Genomic DNA, 15,873 nt, shown 5'->3' with positions numbered 1-15,873 from the left:
AAATGACGTTAGAAGTATGGCAACACATTCGCCAAGAGGCAAAAGAATTAGCAGAATGCGAACCAATGCTCGCAAGCTTTTTCCATTCCACCATTTTAAAACATCAAAATCTTGGCAGTGCCTTGAGTTATTTACTTGCAAATAAACTGGCTAACCCGATCATGCCGGCAATTTCGCTACGTGAAATTATTGAAGAAGCCTATCAGGCCGAGCCCAATATCATTGACTGTGCTGCTTGTGATATTAAAGCTGTGCGCCACCGCGATCCTGCTGTGGAATTGTGGTCCACACCATTGCTTTATCTAAAAGGTTTTCACGCTATTCAGAGCTATCGAATTACCCATTATTTGTGGAACCAAAATCGAAAAGCACTCGCACTTTATTTACAAAATCAAATTTCAGTGGCTTTCGATGTGGATATTCATCCTGCGGCCAAAATTGGGCACGGCATTATGTTTGACCACGCTACCGGTATTGTTGTCGGCGAAACTTCGGTAATTGAAAATGATGTGTCTATCTTACAAGGTGTTACCCTCGGTGGTACAGGTAAAGAATCCGGCGATCGCCATCCAAAAGTACGAGAAGGTGTGATGATTGGAGCAGGGGCAAAAATTCTCGGTAATATCGAAGTGGGCAAATATGCCAAAATTGGTGCCAACTCTGTTGTACTTCAACCTGTGCCTGAATATGCCACCGCTGCAGGTGTGCCTGCTCGTATTGTCGGCAAAGACAAAGCGGCGAAGCCAGCCTTTGAAATGAATCAATATTTTATCGATGATGATATAAATTTGAATATTTAAAAATATTTGCAAAAAGGAAAACATATGACTGAGGAAAAAAAGTATCCACAACTTTCGATGAATGAGTTTTTTTTACGTATAGCTTCATATTTGTTTTGCTATTATTCATATCTGTAATTATTTTTTTTAACGATGTTCCAATAACTAACTTTGAAATATTTATCGATAAATATTTAGTCAAGGGGAGAGGAGTATATTCTCATATATACTCCTTTCAATCTGAAATAATCTCAAATTTGTCGATGATTATTGCTCCACTGTTTGCTATTTATCTAGCATTAACTTTGAAGCTCACTTACTCGTCGGAAAATGAAATTATTAATAGTGGAAGGGTAATAGAGAAAAGTGTAAAAAAAACTATATTAATGAAATTTTGCTTTATTATATCAGCACTGCTTCTTGTAACGATGTGTATGTTTTTAACATACATATATAATTGGGATCTTGAAGAATCTAAAACTAATACATTATTTGTTAGGGATAATGTAATATGGTTGCTATCCTTAACTTATATAATTTATACAGGGACATTCTTTACACTTTTTGTGCTGTTTAGCGTAATACGTCACCCAGTATCTTCATTAAAGTATCATATATACCGACCAAATTGAAATAAACCAATATCTTATCGATGATTATATAAATTTGAATATTTAAAAGGTTAATATACTTACAAATACTTAAAATTATTGTAATAAATTTTAAAAAATTTCATTTTGACTTTAAATGATGAATTCTTAGACAATTAACATATAAAAATGTAGCATCAAACTAAGTTTAACCGCTTTTAGCAATTTATTGAGGGAAATAATATGTCTAGTTTTGCTATGCGTGTTAATAACGGTAATTTAAGTATAGCAGATTATCTTGAAAAACTTAATAAGATGGGATCTATATGAACGGAGATAAAAAATATCCAAAATTTTTGATAAATGAGGATTTTTTAGTATATGGTAGTGTTTTTATATCAGTATTGTTTGTTCTCGTAGTCATTTTTTTTAATAATATTCCAATAACTGATTTTGAAGTATTCATTGATACGTATTTAATAAAAGGGAATGGAGTATACTCTCATATATACTCCTTTCAATCTGAAGTAATTTCAAATTTATCAATGATAATAGCCCCTTTGTTTGCTATTTATACTGTATTGACTTCAAAGTTTACTTATTTATCTGAACGTGAAATGATTGATTCTGGTATTACAATAGAGAAAAGTATAATAAAAACCATACAGAGAAAACTAGTCTTCATCATATCATTACTGCTTCTTGTAGCAACATTTATATTTTTGACATACATCGATAGCTGGGATCTTCAAGCTGTAGAAACTAATACATTATTTATTACCGATAATGTTGTATGTTTATTGTTCTTAAATTGTGTATTTTGCATCGGAACGCTTTTCGCTCTTACTTTTCTATTTAGTGTAGTATTACACCCTATAACTTTTTTAAGATATCATTACCAATCTAATTAAAGACAAAGCGGCAAAACCAGCTTTTGAAATGAATCAATATTTTATTGATGATGATATAAATTTGAATATTTAAGACCAAAATATGATTAACAAAGACACCCAACTTTGCATGTCTCTTTCTGGCAGACCGGGCAATTTTGGCACAACATTCCATAACTATCTATATCAAAAACTCGGGCTTAATTTTATCTATAAAGCCTTTACTACCACGGATATTGAAAGCGCCGTCAAAGGCATTCGTGCACTTGGTATTCGAGGTTGTGCCGTTTCAATGCCTTTTAAAGAAAGCTGCATGCCATTTTTAGATGAAATCTCCCCTTCTGCACAAGCCATTCAGTCTGTGAATACCATTGTGAATGATCAAGGTTTTCTTCGTGCTTACAACACCGACTATATTGCCATTGTTAAACTTATCGAAGAATATCAATTAGATAAAAAGAGTAGAGTGATTGTACAAGGCAGTGGTGGTATGACAAAAGCCGTCGTCGCAGCCTTTAAAAACAGTGGATTTGAGCATCTTAAGATTTTTGCTCGAAATGAAAAAACAGGTAAAAATTTAGCCGCACTTTATGACTATGAATATATCCCATCTTTAGGCAATCAATCGGCAGACATTTTAGTCAACGTTACGCCAATTGGGATGAAAGGTGGAAAAGAAGAATTTAATCTCGCCTTTCCTGAAAATCTTATTCAACAAGCTCAAACCGCTTTTGATGTGGTGGCGATTCCTGCTGAAACACCATTTATCCAATTTGCTCAACAGCAAGGGAAACAAACGATTTCTGGTGCAGAAGTGATTGTGCTACAAGCTGTTGAACAATTTGAGCTCTACACAGGCATTCGACCTGATGACCAATTAATCGCCGAAGCCGCCGCTTTTGCTCGAAAAAATAGTTAAAAAATAAACCGCACTTCTAAAAAGTGCGGTTCTTTTTATCTGAGTTTTACGCTAACAATTTTCTTGCTGCTTCCACCACCACAGATACTGCTTTATCTTCCGTATCTTTCATGGTGGCTTCATTTGGAATTTCTTGTTGTGTACGGTTTACAATCACACCAGCTACCATACCTGCTCGTAAGCCAAGGGCATTACACATCGTAAATAATGTGGCTGATTCCATCTCATAGTTCATCACATTGAGATCTTGCCATTGTTTTAACAAGCCTTGGTAATCACGATACACTTTGCCGCTGTAGGTATCGTAACGTTCTTGACCTGGATAGAACGTATCTGAAGAAGCTGTAATTCCTACAAATGGCTCAATGCCTTTTTCTTTAGCTGCATTGTAAAGTGCCGTGGTACATTCAAAATTTGCCACTGCTGGATATTCAATTGGCGCAAAGTGACGGCTTGCACCATCAAGGCGGACTGCGCCCGTTGTAACAAGAACATCACCTACATTGATATGTGGTTGAATTGCACCTGTTGTACCAATACGCAAGAATGTACGCACGCCAAGCTGAGCCAGCTCTTCCACACAGATAGACGTAGAAGGGCCACCAATACCGGTTGAACACACCACCACCGGTTGACCATTTAAATAGCCTAACCAAGAAGTGAACTCACGTGTACTTGCAAGAAACTCAGGGTTATCAAGTTTTTTAGCAATACGTTCGCTACGTGCAGGATCCCCTGGTACGATAGCGAGTGTTGCACCTTTCAGTTGTGCTTTAGTCAGGTTTAAGTGAAATACATCAGACATAACAGTCTCCTTTTTTCTTCTTGCCGCAAAGTGCGGTCAAATTTTCGTTATTTTTTCAATGCGCCTAAGATACCACGCATAATTTGTTTAGTCACTTCATTACGAATATTTCGACCCACTGATTTTGCCACGCTATTCACAATTTGTTCTGTCGGAGAAAGTTTATCCCCGCGTTTTTGTGTTCCAAAAATCATTCGGCTTAAGCGACCAAATAAACCGCTCTCTTCCTCTTGCTGCGCTTGTTCAGCTTGTTTTTGTTGCACTGCTGCTAAATCCGCTTGAGCATTTAATACTTCGAAAGCCGACTCATTATCCACATAATCTTTATAGAAGGCATAAAGCTCATCGTCTTTCACCCACGCGGCTCGCTCTTCTTCAGTAATCGGGGCTAGTTGGCTTTTCGGTGGGTACACGTAAGCCACTTCAACTGGCGTTGGCATACCTTTTTCATCTAAGAATGAAATCAATGCTTGGCCCACACCTAAAGTTGAAATAGTTTCCACCACATTAACTGCTGGATTTGAACGGAACGTTTCTGCCGCAGATTTCACTGCTTTTTGATCGCGTGGTGTAAAAGCACGTAACGCATGCTGAACACGGTTACCTAATTGGCCTAACACGGTATCCGGTAAGTCTAATGGGTTTTGGGTCACAAAATAAATCCCTACACCTTTAGAACGAATCAAACGAACCACTTGTTCCACTTTGTCCACCAACACACTCGGTGCGCCATCAAAGAGTAAGTGTGCTTCATCGAAGAACATCACAAATTTTGGTTTATCCGGATCGCCGACTTCCGGTAATTGTTCAAATAATTCAGACATCAACCAAAGCAAGAATGCGCTATACATTCTTGGGGAATTGATTAATTTTTCAGAATTTAAAACATTGATCACGCCACGACCATCACGAGTTTGTAACCAATCTTCAAGGTTCAATGCTGGCTCACCAAAAAGATTGGTCGCCCCTTCATTTTCAAGTGTCAGTAAAGCACGTTGAATCGCGCCCACACTCGCAGCTGATACGTTGCCATATTCTACTTGGAACGATTTGGCGTTCTCTGCTACAAATTTAAGCATTGCACGTAAATCTTTTAAGTCGATGAGTAGCAAGCCTTTGTCATCTGCCACACGGAATACGAGGTTTAATAAGCCTTCTTGAGTTGTGTTTAAATTTAATAAACGGGAAAGTAATAATGGTCCCATTTCAGAAATCGTGGTACGAAGTGGAATACCGGTTTCACCGAATACATCCCAAAATGACACAGGATAGCCATTTAAATAACTCTCGCCACCTAAATCAAATTGCTCAATGCGTTCCGCCACTTTGCCACTGAATGTCCCCGCTTTAACTAAACCGGACAAATCGCCTTTTACATCCACTAAAAAGACTGGCACGCCATCATCACTGAATGCTTCTGCCATTTTGCGTAGTGTGACAGTTTTACCCGTCCCTGTCGCCCCAGCGATCAGGCCATGACGGTTTGCCATTTTTGCGGTAATACCAAGGGTTTGACCTTGTTCGGTACGCGCGAGAGAATATTGCATAAAGATTCCTTTGTTTTGTTGGTTTTATTTAAGACGAATGATAAGGAAAAAACGAAGTGCGGTCAAAATTTAAGTGATTTTACGGTATAATTTCTCAAAACTAACTCAAAGCAGGAAAAATAGATGGCAAACGCAAAAATTCTTATTATTAAAACAGGATTAATAGAAACCTTAACGTTCCCTGATGGTAGCTCATATGAAAGTGCCATCCGTAAAAAACCGGTATCGATGGTAAAAGTGCACACACTGGGTGCAGAAGGTAACGATGTGGGTTTAAAGGCTCATCACGGTGGTGTTGATAAAGCCTTGTTTTTTATGTCTGATGTCTCTTTCCCTGCTTTAAACGAGCTACTTGGTGAAAAGTTTGATTTTCACGGTAGCGCGATTTACGGTGAAAACTTTGTGGTATCCGGCTTGCATGAAGATAATGTTTGCGTAGGCGATCGTTACAAAATTGGCTCTACTCTGTTAGAAGTGTCTCAACCACGTAAACCTTGCGAACGTTTATCTCATAATACCAAGAATGAGAATACAAGAGAGGTGATCCGTCAGTCAGGTTGGACAGGTTGGTATGTGCGCGTGATTGAAGAAGGGGAAATTCATCAAGGTGATGAACTCATTTTGCAACATCGACCTTACCCTGAATGGACAATTCGTCGTTTAAACACACAACTCTCCGCGCCTTCAAGCATCGCAGAACTAGAAGAAGCCTTAGCCATTGAAGAATTAGCGCCTGCGTTTAAACGTTCTATCAATTCACAATTACATCATTTACAACAGGCGGCCCAAAATGCCGGCTAAAACGACCGCACTTTGCCCATGCCAATCTTCGCTTTCTTATGAAGATTGCTGCGGACGCTTTCATTCAGGCAATATGTTTCCAGAAACAGCGGAACAACTTATGCGTTCCCGCTATTCAGCGTTTGTACTCAAAAATATTCCCTATATTGTGCAAACCACGGTACCAAGCCAACAACCGTTATTAGATGAAAAAGCCCTGCAAGATTGGGCTGATGAAACGCAATGGCTCGGTTTAGAGATTGTCAAAGCAGAAACCTTAACCAAAACACAAAGTGCGGTTGAATTTAAGGCGCATTTTCAAGGTAGCGAACAGCCGCAAGTGCATCACGAACATTCTATTTTTGTAAAAATCGATGGCCGTTGGTATTTTGTTGACCCAAGTGTGCCGCTCCCAAGTAATAAACAACCTTGTGTTTGTGGTTCAGGGAAGAAATTTAAACATTGTTGCGGAGGCTTACTCTAATGACCTTAACGTCTTTTCTCGCATTATTTTGGCAGCGTTCTCAAGAAAACAAATTAACGCAAGCTGCCGGTTCACTCACCTACAGCACCATGCTCGCCATCGTGCCATTAATTATGGTGGTGTTTTCGATTTTTTCCGCCTTTCCTGTCTTTAACGAAGTAACTGGGGCATTGAAAGAATTCATCTTCACCAATTTCGCCCCTTCCGCGAGTGATGTTGTAGGGCAATATATTGATGAATTCGTCCATAATTCCAAACAAATGAGTGCCGTGGGGATTGTGAGTTTGATTTTAGTGGCATTAATGCTCATTAACTCCATCGACCGTACACTTAATGGCATTTGGCAAGATACCAGTAATCGCCCAATTTTTACTTCATTTGCTATTTATTGGCTCATTTTAACGCTCGGTCCACTTTTAATCGGTACTAGCATTGCCGCAAGTTCCTATGTCAAAGCCATGTTTGAGCAATCGGAAACGCTCTCTTTTGGCTTAAAACTCCTCAGCTTTGTGCCATTTCTTTCTACTTGGTTTATTTTCACACTCATTTATATGGTCGTGCCAAATAAGAAAGTGAGCATCAAACACTCCGCAGCAGGCGCATTAATTGCGGCAATTTTCTTTACCTTAGGGAAACAAGCTTTTACTTGGTACATCATCACCTTCCCGTCTTATCAATTAATTTATGGCGCCATGGCGACGTTGCCTATTATGTTATTGTGGATTCAAATCAGCTGGACAGTGGTGTTATTCGGTGCACAATTAGCTGCAGTGCTTGCAGAAGTGCAGTCAATGAATCAAACAAATTTAGAGGAAGTAAAATGATTGCGTTAATTCAGCGTGTTACGCAGGCTAAAGTGGAAGTTGAAGGTCAAATTGTGGGGCAAATCGGCAAAGGATTATTAGTTTTATTAGGCGTAGAAAAAGAAGATGAGCAAGCCAAAGCGGATAAACTCGCTGAGAAGGTCTTAAATTACCGTATTTTCAGCGATGAAAATGACAAAATGAATTTAAACGTGCAGCAAATCGGTGGTGAAGTGCTTGTGGTATCCCAATTTACTTTAGCCGCTGACACGCAAAAAGGCTTACGACCAAGTTTCTCAAAAGGTGCCGCACCAACATTAGCTAACGAATTATATGAGTATTTTTCGCAAAAATGTGCAGAAAAAGTCACTGTTGCCAATGGACAATTTGCGGCAGATATGCAAGTGAGCCTCACCAATGATGGTCCAGTTACATTTTGGTTAAATGTCTGAATAAAGACAAAAATCGCTATTTTTTTCACAGCAAAGGAAACTCTTTCTTTGATCGCATTGTCGTATTAACGCTCAAATGCATATAACAATTTCAAATCTCATCCATAATTGCGTTGGTAATCCCCTTATTTTATGGGTAAACTAAGGCGGTTTGATGTGGATCTTCTTAAAGTTTAGCTTGTAATAAAATGAAAAAAATTTCGTTAAAAATAACCGCTCTTTTGTTTGGATGGATAAGTTTTTCAGCCCTTGCAGAACAAACCGTGGATATTGAGATCCGCGGAATCAAGGGTGAACGCGCCATTCGCAATACAGATATGAATGTCAAACTCATTGATAAAGGTGAAATGGACGGTTCAGATCGGTATAAACAACTCGTTTCAGATGCTGTTGATAAAGGCCTTCGAGTCTTTGGTTATTATGGTTCTTCCGTGACCTTTGAATTGAAAAAACGCAAAGGTCAACGAGACTTACTTATCGCCAATGTAAAACCTGGTGAACCAAGTAAAATTGCCGGAACAGAAGTTGAAATTACAGGAGAAGCAGCAGAAGACGAAAACTTCACAGCACTCCGTAAAAACTTACCCAAAAAAGGCGAGTTAGTTGAGCATCAAAAATACGATGATTACAAAACCAGTATTTCAAACCTTGCCCTTGCTCGCGGTTATCTTGATGGAAAATTCCAAATTTCTCGCTTAGAAATCAGCCCTGAAACCCATGAAGCATGGTGGCGTATGTTATTTGATAGTGGTGTGCGGTATCATTACGGCAACATCACATTCAACCATTCCCAAATTCGCGAAGACTATTTGCAAAATATGCTCAACATTAAATCGGGCGATCCTTATTTAGTCAGCGATTTATCTGAATTAACTAACGATTTTTCTTCTACCAACTGGTTTAGCTCAGTGCTTTTACAGCCTCATGTCCGCGAAGAAGAAAAATTAGTGGATATCGAATTGTTACTTTATCCACGTAAGAAAAACTCAATGGAGCTTGGGGTCGGCTTTGCAACCGATACGGGCCCTCATGTCCAAATTGGTTGGACAAAACCTTGGATTAATAGCCGAGGTCATAGTTTCCGTACAAATCTTTACATCTCTGCACCAAAGCAAAACTTTGAAGCCACTTATAAAATACCATTGTTGAAAAATCCATTAAATTATTATTATGAATTTTCAACCGGTTATGAAAAAGAAAATAAAAACGATACGGATACCAAATCACTCACTTTTGCTGCATTACGTTATTGGAATAATAAAGAGGGGTGGCAATATTTTGCGGGTCTTCGTGTCCGTTACGACAGCTTCACGCAAGCTGATTTCACCGATAAAACGCTCCTTGTTTATCCTACCGGAGGCTTTAGCCGGACTCGTTTAAAAGGCGGTCAATTCCCAACATGGGGAGATACCCAAAAAATCACGGTCGATTTAGGGAATAAGCTTTGGATGTCAGAAGCCAATTTCTTTAAAGTTCAAGCTTCCACCGCATGGATTCGTACTTATGCAGAAAATCACCGTTTTATTACCCGTGCAGAAATCGGCTATTTAAATACCGCGGATATTCGTAAAATTCCACCTGCATTACGTTTCTTTGCGGGGGGCGATCGCAGCGTGCGAGGTTATGGCTATAAGAAAATTTCGCCGAAAAATAAAGATGGGAAATTAGTCGGCGGTTCTCGCTTAGTAACAGGTAGCCTTGAATATCAATATCAAGTTTACCCAAATTGGTGGGGAGCCGTATTTACGGATACAGGCTTAGCCGCAGATGCTTACAAAGCAAATGAGTTACGCTACGGCGCAGGTTTCGGTGTGCGTTGGGCATCGCCAGTTGGCGCTATCAAATTTGATATTGCAACGCCAATTCGAGATAAAGATAACAGCAAAAACATTCAATTTTACATTGGCTTAGGGGCTGAAATTTAGGGTATGACTATGTCTGAACAAGAAAAACAACCAGATAACCAAACGACACAACCCGTTAAAAAGAAAAAGACCTGCCGTAAAATTTTATGTGTCGGAAGTGCGGTCATTTTTGTCCCTGTTTTAGGCTTCGTCACAGCACTTTCTTTTGATAGTGGGCAACGTGCACTTATTCAACTCGCCGATAAAATGCTCGATAGCTTATCTATTGAGCAAGTCAGCGGTGGCTTACAAGATGGTTTAGTCTTAGAAAATTTACGTTTTCAAACAACTGGCGTAGATGTGGCTCTCCCTAAAACGCGCTTACAACTGAATTTAGCGCGTTTACTATCGGGAGATATTATTGTTGATGATCTCAGCCTAACGCAGCCTAAAATCGCCATTGATACCAGTGTTATGCCGCCTTCTGAAGAGAAATCCACAGAAAGTGGTCCAATGGAAAAAATCCATTTACCGGTTTCTGTACAAGTGAAAAATGTGGCGATTACTGACTTTGATATGAAACTCGATCAAAGTAATATTACCTTTTCGTCATTTCAAAGTGCGGTCAGTTTAAACAATGAATCAGGCCTTACTCTTGAGCCCACCACTCTTTCAGATGTGCTTTTCTCAACGGTATCCCAAACTCAACCGAATCCCCCTAAGCCTGAGCAAAAAGAACCTGCTAAACCCATTGATTGGGCGCAAATTGAGCAAACACTCACACCCGCATTTTTAGGTAATTTAAATACGGTGAACTTACCTTTTGATATGCACATTCCAAGTGTTTTGGGTACAAACTGGCAATATCAATCGCTCAATGAAAAAGGCGAAGAAACACAAAAAATCACTGTGCCTAAAGTAGAATTACAAACGGATGCCACCGATCATTTAGTGAAATTACAAAAACTCGACATTGACAGCTCTCTTGGTACACTTTCTAGCCAAGGACAACTCCAGCTCAATGAAGATTTTCCGGTTGATCTCACATTAAAATCTGATATCCAAGAGTTTAAATCAAAAGATAAAACCATTCTGCCTGCCAGCAAAGTTGATCTCAATTTATCGGGTTCATTGAAAAAAACGACCGCACTTTCGTTAACCACACAGGGTGTGCTTGATGCGACCTTAACCGGTGATGTGAAACTGGCTGAAGATAAAATGCCATTAAATCTGCAGTTAAAAGCGAAAAAAGGTCAATACGCTTTTGCAGATAGCCTTGCACCGCTCAAAATTAACGATGTGGATATCAAACTCACGGGCGATTTGTTGAATTATCACGCTGAGGTTGTTGGGGGCGTGGAAGGTATGGATCATATCCCTCACACCAATATTGATTTGAATGCAGATGGTAAGCTCTATGAAGTCACCCTCAACGAATTAAAACTTGCAGCCCTAGATGGTACGGCACGTTTAACGGGTTTCTCAAATTGGAAAGATGGCGCGCAATGGGATGTAACTGCTGATTTAAACAAAATGAATATTCGCCCTTATGTGCCAGCCATGCCAGCCGTATTATCAGGCAAAGTGAGCTCGAAAGGTTCCGCTGATTCCAATCATTGGAAAGTGGATGTGCCAGCCGTGGATTTAACCGGTAGTCTCTCTTCTCGCCCATTAAGCTTAAAAGGAAGTGCCTTTTTAAGTCATGAAACCTTATTAAACATCCCTGATTTATTGCTTAACTATGGCGATAACCGCATTGCGGCAAAAGGTACATTAGGTGATAAATCAAACCTAGATTTAGATATCAACGCACCAAGCTTGCGTGGTCTGTGGCAAGATTTAGCAGGTTCCTTGGTCGGTAAAGCTCAAATTTTAGGTAAGCTTACTGCGCCAACCATTAATACTGATTTAACAGCACAAGGCTTGCACTTCCAAGGGTTAGACTTATCCAAAGCCTTAATTAAAGGTAATGTTGTGAGTGAACCGCAAGTGAACGGTGAACTCACCGTCAAAGCGGAAAACTTCCGCTATGGCGACAGCATTAAATTGCATAATATTGATTTGAATGCATCGGGTGATGAAAAACATCATACGCTCAACTTAAAATCCAAAGGTGAACCTGTTGCAGCTAATTTACAAATTACTGGCAATTTTGACCGCACTTCTCAGCAATGGAAGGGTAATTTAAGCCAAGTGAGCCTAAACTCACCCATCGGTGATTTTAAAGTTAATCAAACCATTCCTGTGACTTATGACAATAAAAAAATCCAAGCCACCATCGGGTCTCACTGTTGGGTTAACCAAGATTTAGATTTGTGTTTTCCACAACAATTTACGGCAGGGAAAAACGGTGAAGTCCCTTTTGAGCTTAAACGCATTAATTTAGATGTAGTGAATAGATTGATGGGTCAAAACACGCTCAAAGGCCAATTACAAAGCCGAGGAAAAGCGGCATGGTTCAGCGATAAACCGTTACAACTAAATGTAGCGGTAGAAGGAAATAACATTGGTGTGGCACAAAAATTAGACTACCGCACCTTTAAGCTAGATATTCCTAAATTAAGTGTGAATGCCGATATTCAAAATAACAATTTAACCCTGAAATCAAACATTAACGTTCAGAATCAAGGCCGAATTGGCACGGACTTAAAAATTAATGATTTAAGTAAAGCCCGACAACTAGGCGGCACCTTTACCATTGAAGGTTTACGCTTATCCTTAGCGAATCAACTTTTCTCTAGCGGTGAAAGCATGGATGGTGAAGTGGTTTCTCGCTTAAGTTTCGGTGGCAATTTAGAAAAACCATTATTAAACGGTAATTTTGATATTCGCAATGTAAAAACAAAACTGAAAAGCCTGCCTTTTGATGTAACTGATGGTCAAGTAGCAATCCGCTTTAATGGTACTTCTTCAACTTTAAATGGTCATGTACAAACACCAGATAGTAAACTCAACATCGATGGGCTGGCTAACTGGGCGCACATGAATAACTGGACGGCAGAAGTCAGAGCACAAGCGGATAACTTCAAAGTCGATATTCCGTCTATGGCGAAATTAAAAGTCAGCCCGAATGTGGTTGTCAAAGCGTCACCAAAACGCTTAGATTTAAGCGGAAACGTGGATATTCCATGGGCAAGAATTGCTATTGAAAGCTTACCAGACAATGCTGAACCGGTGAGTGAAGACGAAGTGATTTTAAATGGCCCGAGAAAAAGTAAAGAAGAACTCATCAATCGCCAATTTGCTTCAGAAACCAAATCCGGTATGCAAATTCAATCTGATTTAAAAATTAAAATCGGTGATGATGTGCATTTAAATGCCTATGGTTTAAAAACGAATTTAGATGGTTTACTTTCTGTGAAACAGGATAAAGGCAAATTAGGATTATTCGGTCAAATTAACCTGAAAAATGGTCGTTATGCCTCTTTTGGACAGGACTTATTAATTCGTAAAGGACAAATCAGCTTCGCCGGTTTACCTTCACAACCGATGTTAAATATTGAGGCGATTCGTAACCCAGAAGCCATGGAAGACAGTAAAGTGACCGCAGGGGTAAAAGTGATTGGTATGGCATCTAGCCCACAAGTCACGATTTTCTCTGATCCAGCCAAATCTCAAGACCAGGCACTTTCTTATTTATTAACCGGTCGCTCATTAGAAAACAGCGGTGAAGCAGGTTCTAGTGGTTCTGTGGGTGCCGCATTACTTGGCTTAGGTTTAGCGAAAAGTGGTAAAGTCGTCGGCGGTATTGGCGAAGCCTTTGGTATTCAAGACTTAAACTTAGGCACTGCCGGTGTTGGGGATAGCTCCAAAGTACAAGTTAGTGGTAATATTGGTAAACGCTTACAAGTGAAATACGGTGTGGGGTTATTTGATGGCTTAGCCGAAGTGACCTTGCGTTACCGCTTAATGCCACAACTTTATTTCCAATCGGTTTCCAGCACAAACCAAGTTTTTGATTTATTGTATCAATTTGAATTTTAGGAAAGGACATGCATAACGACAAGCAACTGGCTCAACTCGCAGAACCTCATCACCGAGGTGAGGCCCGGGAGATTGCCGCCATTGATTTAGGCTCAAACAGCTTCCACATGATTGTGGCACGCATTATCAATGGCTCAATTCAGGTGCTTTCTCGTTTAAAACAAAAAGTGAGACTCGCCGATGGATTGGACGAGCACAATGTATTAAGCCAAGAAGCTATTGAGCGCGGTGTAAATTGCCTTGCGCTTTTTGCTGAACGCTTACAAGGCTTTGCGCCAGAAGATGTGAATGTCGTCGGCACTTACACCTTACGAAGAGCGGTCAATAATGACGAATTTTTACGTCAGGCTGCCACTGTCTTTCCCTATCCCATTAATATCATTAGTGGTCAAACTGAAGCCAAAACTATTTATGCGGGTGTTTGCCACACTCAACCCGAAAGCGGACGTAAACTGGTCATCGATATTGGTGGTGGCTCGACAGAAATGATCATCGGTGATGATTTCACCCCCTTAGTGGCAGAAAGTCGTCACATGGGCTGCGTCAGCTTTGCCAAAAAATTCTTCCAAAATGGAGAAATTTCAAAAGAAAACTTCGAGCAAGCTCGCCAAAGTGCGGTCAATAAAATTGAAGATTTAAGCTGGGAATATCGCAAACTCGGCTGGCAATCAGTGTTAGGTTCATCCGGCACCATCAAAACCGTCTATCAAGTGATTACAGCAACTCTTGACCCGAACGGCATTATCACGGCTGAACGCTTACAAAATTTAATTGACCGGACCTTACAAGCTTCCCATTTTGAAGAGCTCAATATTGCGGGATTAAATCCTGATCGCGTGGATGTATTCGTGCCAGGCTTAGCCATTTTAAGTGCCGTTTTTGACGTATTTGGTTTAGAAAATATGCGCTACTCTGACGGTGCCTTGCGTGAAGGGGTGGTTTACAGCTTAGAAAAAAACTTCCAAGTTTCAGATATCCGTACACGTACCGCATTAGGACTTGCCGAACAATTTAACTTAGATTTAGCACAAGCCGATCGCATGGCAAATAGTGCGAAAACCTTAATTGACCAATACACCCATTGGCAAAAACCGCATCTTGCTAATGAAATGAAAAACCTGCTGATTTGGGCGGCACGTTTATTGGAAGTAGGCATCGTAATCAATCATCGAAATGTGCAAAAACATTCGGCTTATATTCTGCAAAATATGGAATTGCCGGGTTTTGATCGCGAGCAGCAACGCTTATTGGTGAATTTAGTTCGTTATCACACTAGCGCATTTAAAAAGAATGATTTACCGATTTTTGCTCGTTATGCGGATGAAGATGTCCTTGTTTTACTGCTTCTTTTACGCATTTCGGTGATTTTAAATAAATCTCGCCAAGCAACAGACAGCACCGACAAAATCAATCTTAGAATTGACCGCTCTTTACAGACTTGGGAACTGACCTTTGAGAAACATTATTTGGATAATAATCCATTAGTGTGGAATGAATTGCGCTTAGAGAGCAATTTACTCAAAGATTTAGAACTCAGTTTGATTTTTAACTGATAGAATAAGGGCTTTCATGCCCTTATTTTTTATCTTGCTCCAGCAGCAAGCTATAAATATTAGCTAAATAATAGCTCTGCTCGGCTTCGGGAATTTCTTGCGGAATAAAAGAAAGCAAATCGTGGTGAATTTCCAAAACATCAGGGAAAATGACCGCACTTTGCATTTCATCATAAAAGGATTGATGAAGCGGGGAAACGCAACCGCCTCGTTTTAAGCGGGCAAGGCTGTTGGCAATATGCAATAAGAGTGTGATGACGGTCGGAATAGACACATCAATGCGCCAATGATGCTCTAGGCGACTTTGCAAAGTCAGAATAATATCAATAACGTCCTGATCAATCTGACCGCGAATTTTCCAACGGGTTAATTGTTTGAGTAACGACATAACATTCCTTTTTTAGATAGAATAACTTTACCGCTATTTCATAAAATTACCAGTG

The 15,873-nt window shown here is 39.8% G+C and carries 13 protein-coding genes; 10 read left to right on the top strand and 3 right to left on the bottom strand.

The genetic code is table 11. The annotated features are described in order from the left end of the window. The first annotated feature begins 2 nt into the window (after positions 1-2). From cysE to DPV97_RS07415, 3 genes are all read left to right on the top strand, one after another. On the top strand, positions 3-800 hold the full coding sequence (gene cysE, locus DPV97_RS07425) for a serine O-acetyltransferase (RefSeq protein WP_005695011.1): 798 nt from the start codon (positions 3-5) through the stop codon (positions 798-800). Positions 801-1,695: 895 nt separating this feature from the next. After that, positions 1,696-2,280 carry a hypothetical protein gene (locus DPV97_RS07420; RefSeq protein WP_070713261.1) on the top strand — a complete coding sequence of 195 codons (585 nt, stop codon included), beginning with the start codon at positions 1,696-1,698 and terminating at the stop codon, positions 2,278-2,280. 82 nt (positions 2,281-2,362) lie between these two features. Further along, positions 2,363-3,178: a shikimate 5-dehydrogenase gene (locus DPV97_RS07415; RefSeq protein WP_070713266.1), complete on the top strand. Its 816-nt coding sequence runs from the start codon at positions 2,363-2,365 to the stop codon at positions 3,176-3,178. Between the two features lie 46 nt (positions 3,179-3,224). Here DPV97_RS07415 and udp read toward each other — a convergent pair whose 3' ends face one another. Continuing rightward, positions 3,225-3,983, bottom strand: coding sequence for a uridine phosphorylase (gene udp, locus DPV97_RS07410; RefSeq protein WP_049369700.1), 759 nt, complete (start codon positions 3,981-3,983; stop codon positions 3,225-3,227). Between the two features lie 47 nt (positions 3,984-4,030). Next, positions 4,031-5,530 carry a helicase HerA-like C-terminal domain-containing protein gene (locus DPV97_RS07405; protein ID WP_070713268.1) on the bottom strand — a complete coding sequence of 500 codons (1,500 nt, stop codon included), beginning with the start codon at positions 5,528-5,530 and terminating at the stop codon, positions 4,031-4,033. A 123-nt stretch (positions 5,531-5,653) separates the two neighbouring features. Here DPV97_RS07405 and DPV97_RS07400 point away from each other — a divergent pair, with 123 nt between their 5' ends. From DPV97_RS07400 to ppx, 7 genes are all read left to right on the top strand, one after another. Next, positions 5,654-6,331, top strand: coding sequence for an MOSC domain-containing protein (locus DPV97_RS07400; protein ID WP_070713270.1), 678 nt, complete (start codon positions 5,654-5,656; stop codon positions 6,329-6,331). After that, on the top strand, positions 6,321-6,794 hold the full coding sequence (locus tag DPV97_RS07395) for a YchJ family protein (RefSeq protein ID WP_070713273.1): 474 nt from the start codon (positions 6,321-6,323) through the stop codon (positions 6,792-6,794). Before DPV97_RS07400 ends, DPV97_RS07395 begins: the two co-directional genes overlap by 11 nt. Continuing rightward, the gene (locus DPV97_RS07390; RefSeq protein WP_070713276.1) at positions 6,794-7,618 is read left to right on the top strand and encodes a virulence factor BrkB family protein; all 825 of its coding nucleotides are present in this window, start codon (positions 6,794-6,796) and stop codon (positions 7,616-7,618) included. The genes DPV97_RS07395 and DPV97_RS07390 overlap by 1 nt, the downstream gene beginning before the upstream one ends. Then, positions 7,615-8,049, top strand: coding sequence for a D-aminoacyl-tRNA deacylase (dtd, locus tag DPV97_RS07385; protein ID WP_070713278.1), 435 nt, complete (start codon positions 7,615-7,617; stop codon positions 8,047-8,049). Before DPV97_RS07390 ends, dtd begins: the two co-directional genes overlap by 4 nt. A 188-nt stretch (positions 8,050-8,237) precedes the next feature. Continuing rightward, positions 8,238-9,974 (top strand): autotransporter assembly complex protein TamA, encoded by a 1,737-nt coding sequence (gene tamA, locus DPV97_RS07380; protein WP_070713281.1) that lies wholly within the window; start codon positions 8,238-8,240, stop codon positions 9,972-9,974. Between the two features lie 3 nt (positions 9,975-9,977). After that, entirely contained in the window at positions 9,978-13,877 is a 3,900-nt protein-coding gene (tamB, locus tag DPV97_RS07375; protein ID WP_431830724.1) for an autotransporter assembly complex protein TamB, read from the top strand. An 8-nt stretch (positions 13,878-13,885) separates the two neighbouring features. Then, positions 13,886-15,430 carry an exopolyphosphatase gene (gene ppx, locus DPV97_RS07370; RefSeq protein WP_070713286.1) on the top strand — a complete coding sequence of 515 codons (1,545 nt, stop codon included), beginning with the start codon at positions 13,886-13,888 and terminating at the stop codon, positions 15,428-15,430. Positions 15,431-15,452: 22 nt separating this feature from the next. Here ppx and DPV97_RS07365 read toward each other — a convergent pair whose 3' ends face one another. Continuing rightward, a complete protein-coding gene (locus DPV97_RS07365; RefSeq protein WP_049364267.1) occupies positions 15,453-15,818 on the bottom strand; it encodes a hypothetical protein in 366 nt (121 codons plus the stop codon). Positions 15,819-15,873: the final 55 nt, after the last annotated feature.

The organism is Haemophilus parainfluenzae (assembly GCF_003253005.1).
GTDB lineage: Bacteria > Pseudomonadota > Gammaproteobacteria > Enterobacterales > Pasteurellaceae > Haemophilus_D > Haemophilus_D parainfluenzae_M.
Note: the sequence above shows the minus strand (reverse complement) of the source record. Positions and strands in the feature narration are given on the sequence as shown.

Bases quoted from the DNA above. Each gene is read 5' to 3' on its own strand.
- cysE (WP_005695011.1), top strand. From the start codon at position 3: ATGACGTTAGAAGTATGGCAACACATTCGCCAAGAGGCAAAAGAATTA.
- DPV97_RS07420 (WP_070713261.1), top strand. From the start codon at position 1,696: ATGAACGGAGATAAAAAATATCCAAAATTTTTGATAAATGAGGATTTT.
- DPV97_RS07415 (WP_070713266.1), top strand. From the start codon at position 2,363: ATGATTAACAAAGACACCCAACTTTGCATGTCTCTTTCTGGCAGACCG.
- udp (WP_049369700.1), bottom strand. From the start codon at position 3,983: ATGTCTGATGTATTTCACTTAAACCTGACTAAAGCACAACTGAAAGGT.
- DPV97_RS07405 (WP_070713268.1), bottom strand. From the start codon at position 5,530: ATGCAATATTCTCTCGCGCGTACCGAACAAGGTCAAACCCTTGGTATT.
- DPV97_RS07400 (WP_070713270.1), top strand. From the start codon at position 5,654: ATGGCAAACGCAAAAATTCTTATTATTAAAACAGGATTAATAGAAACC.
- DPV97_RS07395 (WP_070713273.1), top strand. From the start codon at position 6,321: ATGCCGGCTAAAACGACCGCACTTTGCCCATGCCAATCTTCGCTTTCT.
- DPV97_RS07390 (WP_070713276.1), top strand. From the start codon at position 6,794: ATGACCTTAACGTCTTTTCTCGCATTATTTTGGCAGCGTTCTCAAGAA.
- dtd (WP_070713278.1), top strand. From the start codon at position 7,615: ATGATTGCGTTAATTCAGCGTGTTACGCAGGCTAAAGTGGAAGTTGAA.
- tamA (WP_070713281.1), top strand. From the start codon at position 8,238: ATGAAAAAAATTTCGTTAAAAATAACCGCTCTTTTGTTTGGATGGATA.
- tamB (WP_431830724.1), top strand. From the start codon at position 9,978: ATGACTATGTCTGAACAAGAAAAACAACCAGATAACCAAACGACACAA.
- ppx (WP_070713286.1), top strand. From the start codon at position 13,886: ATGCATAACGACAAGCAACTGGCTCAACTCGCAGAACCTCATCACCGA.
- DPV97_RS07365 (WP_049364267.1), bottom strand. From the start codon at position 15,818: ATGTCGTTACTCAAACAATTAACCCGTTGGAAAATTCGCGGTCAGATT.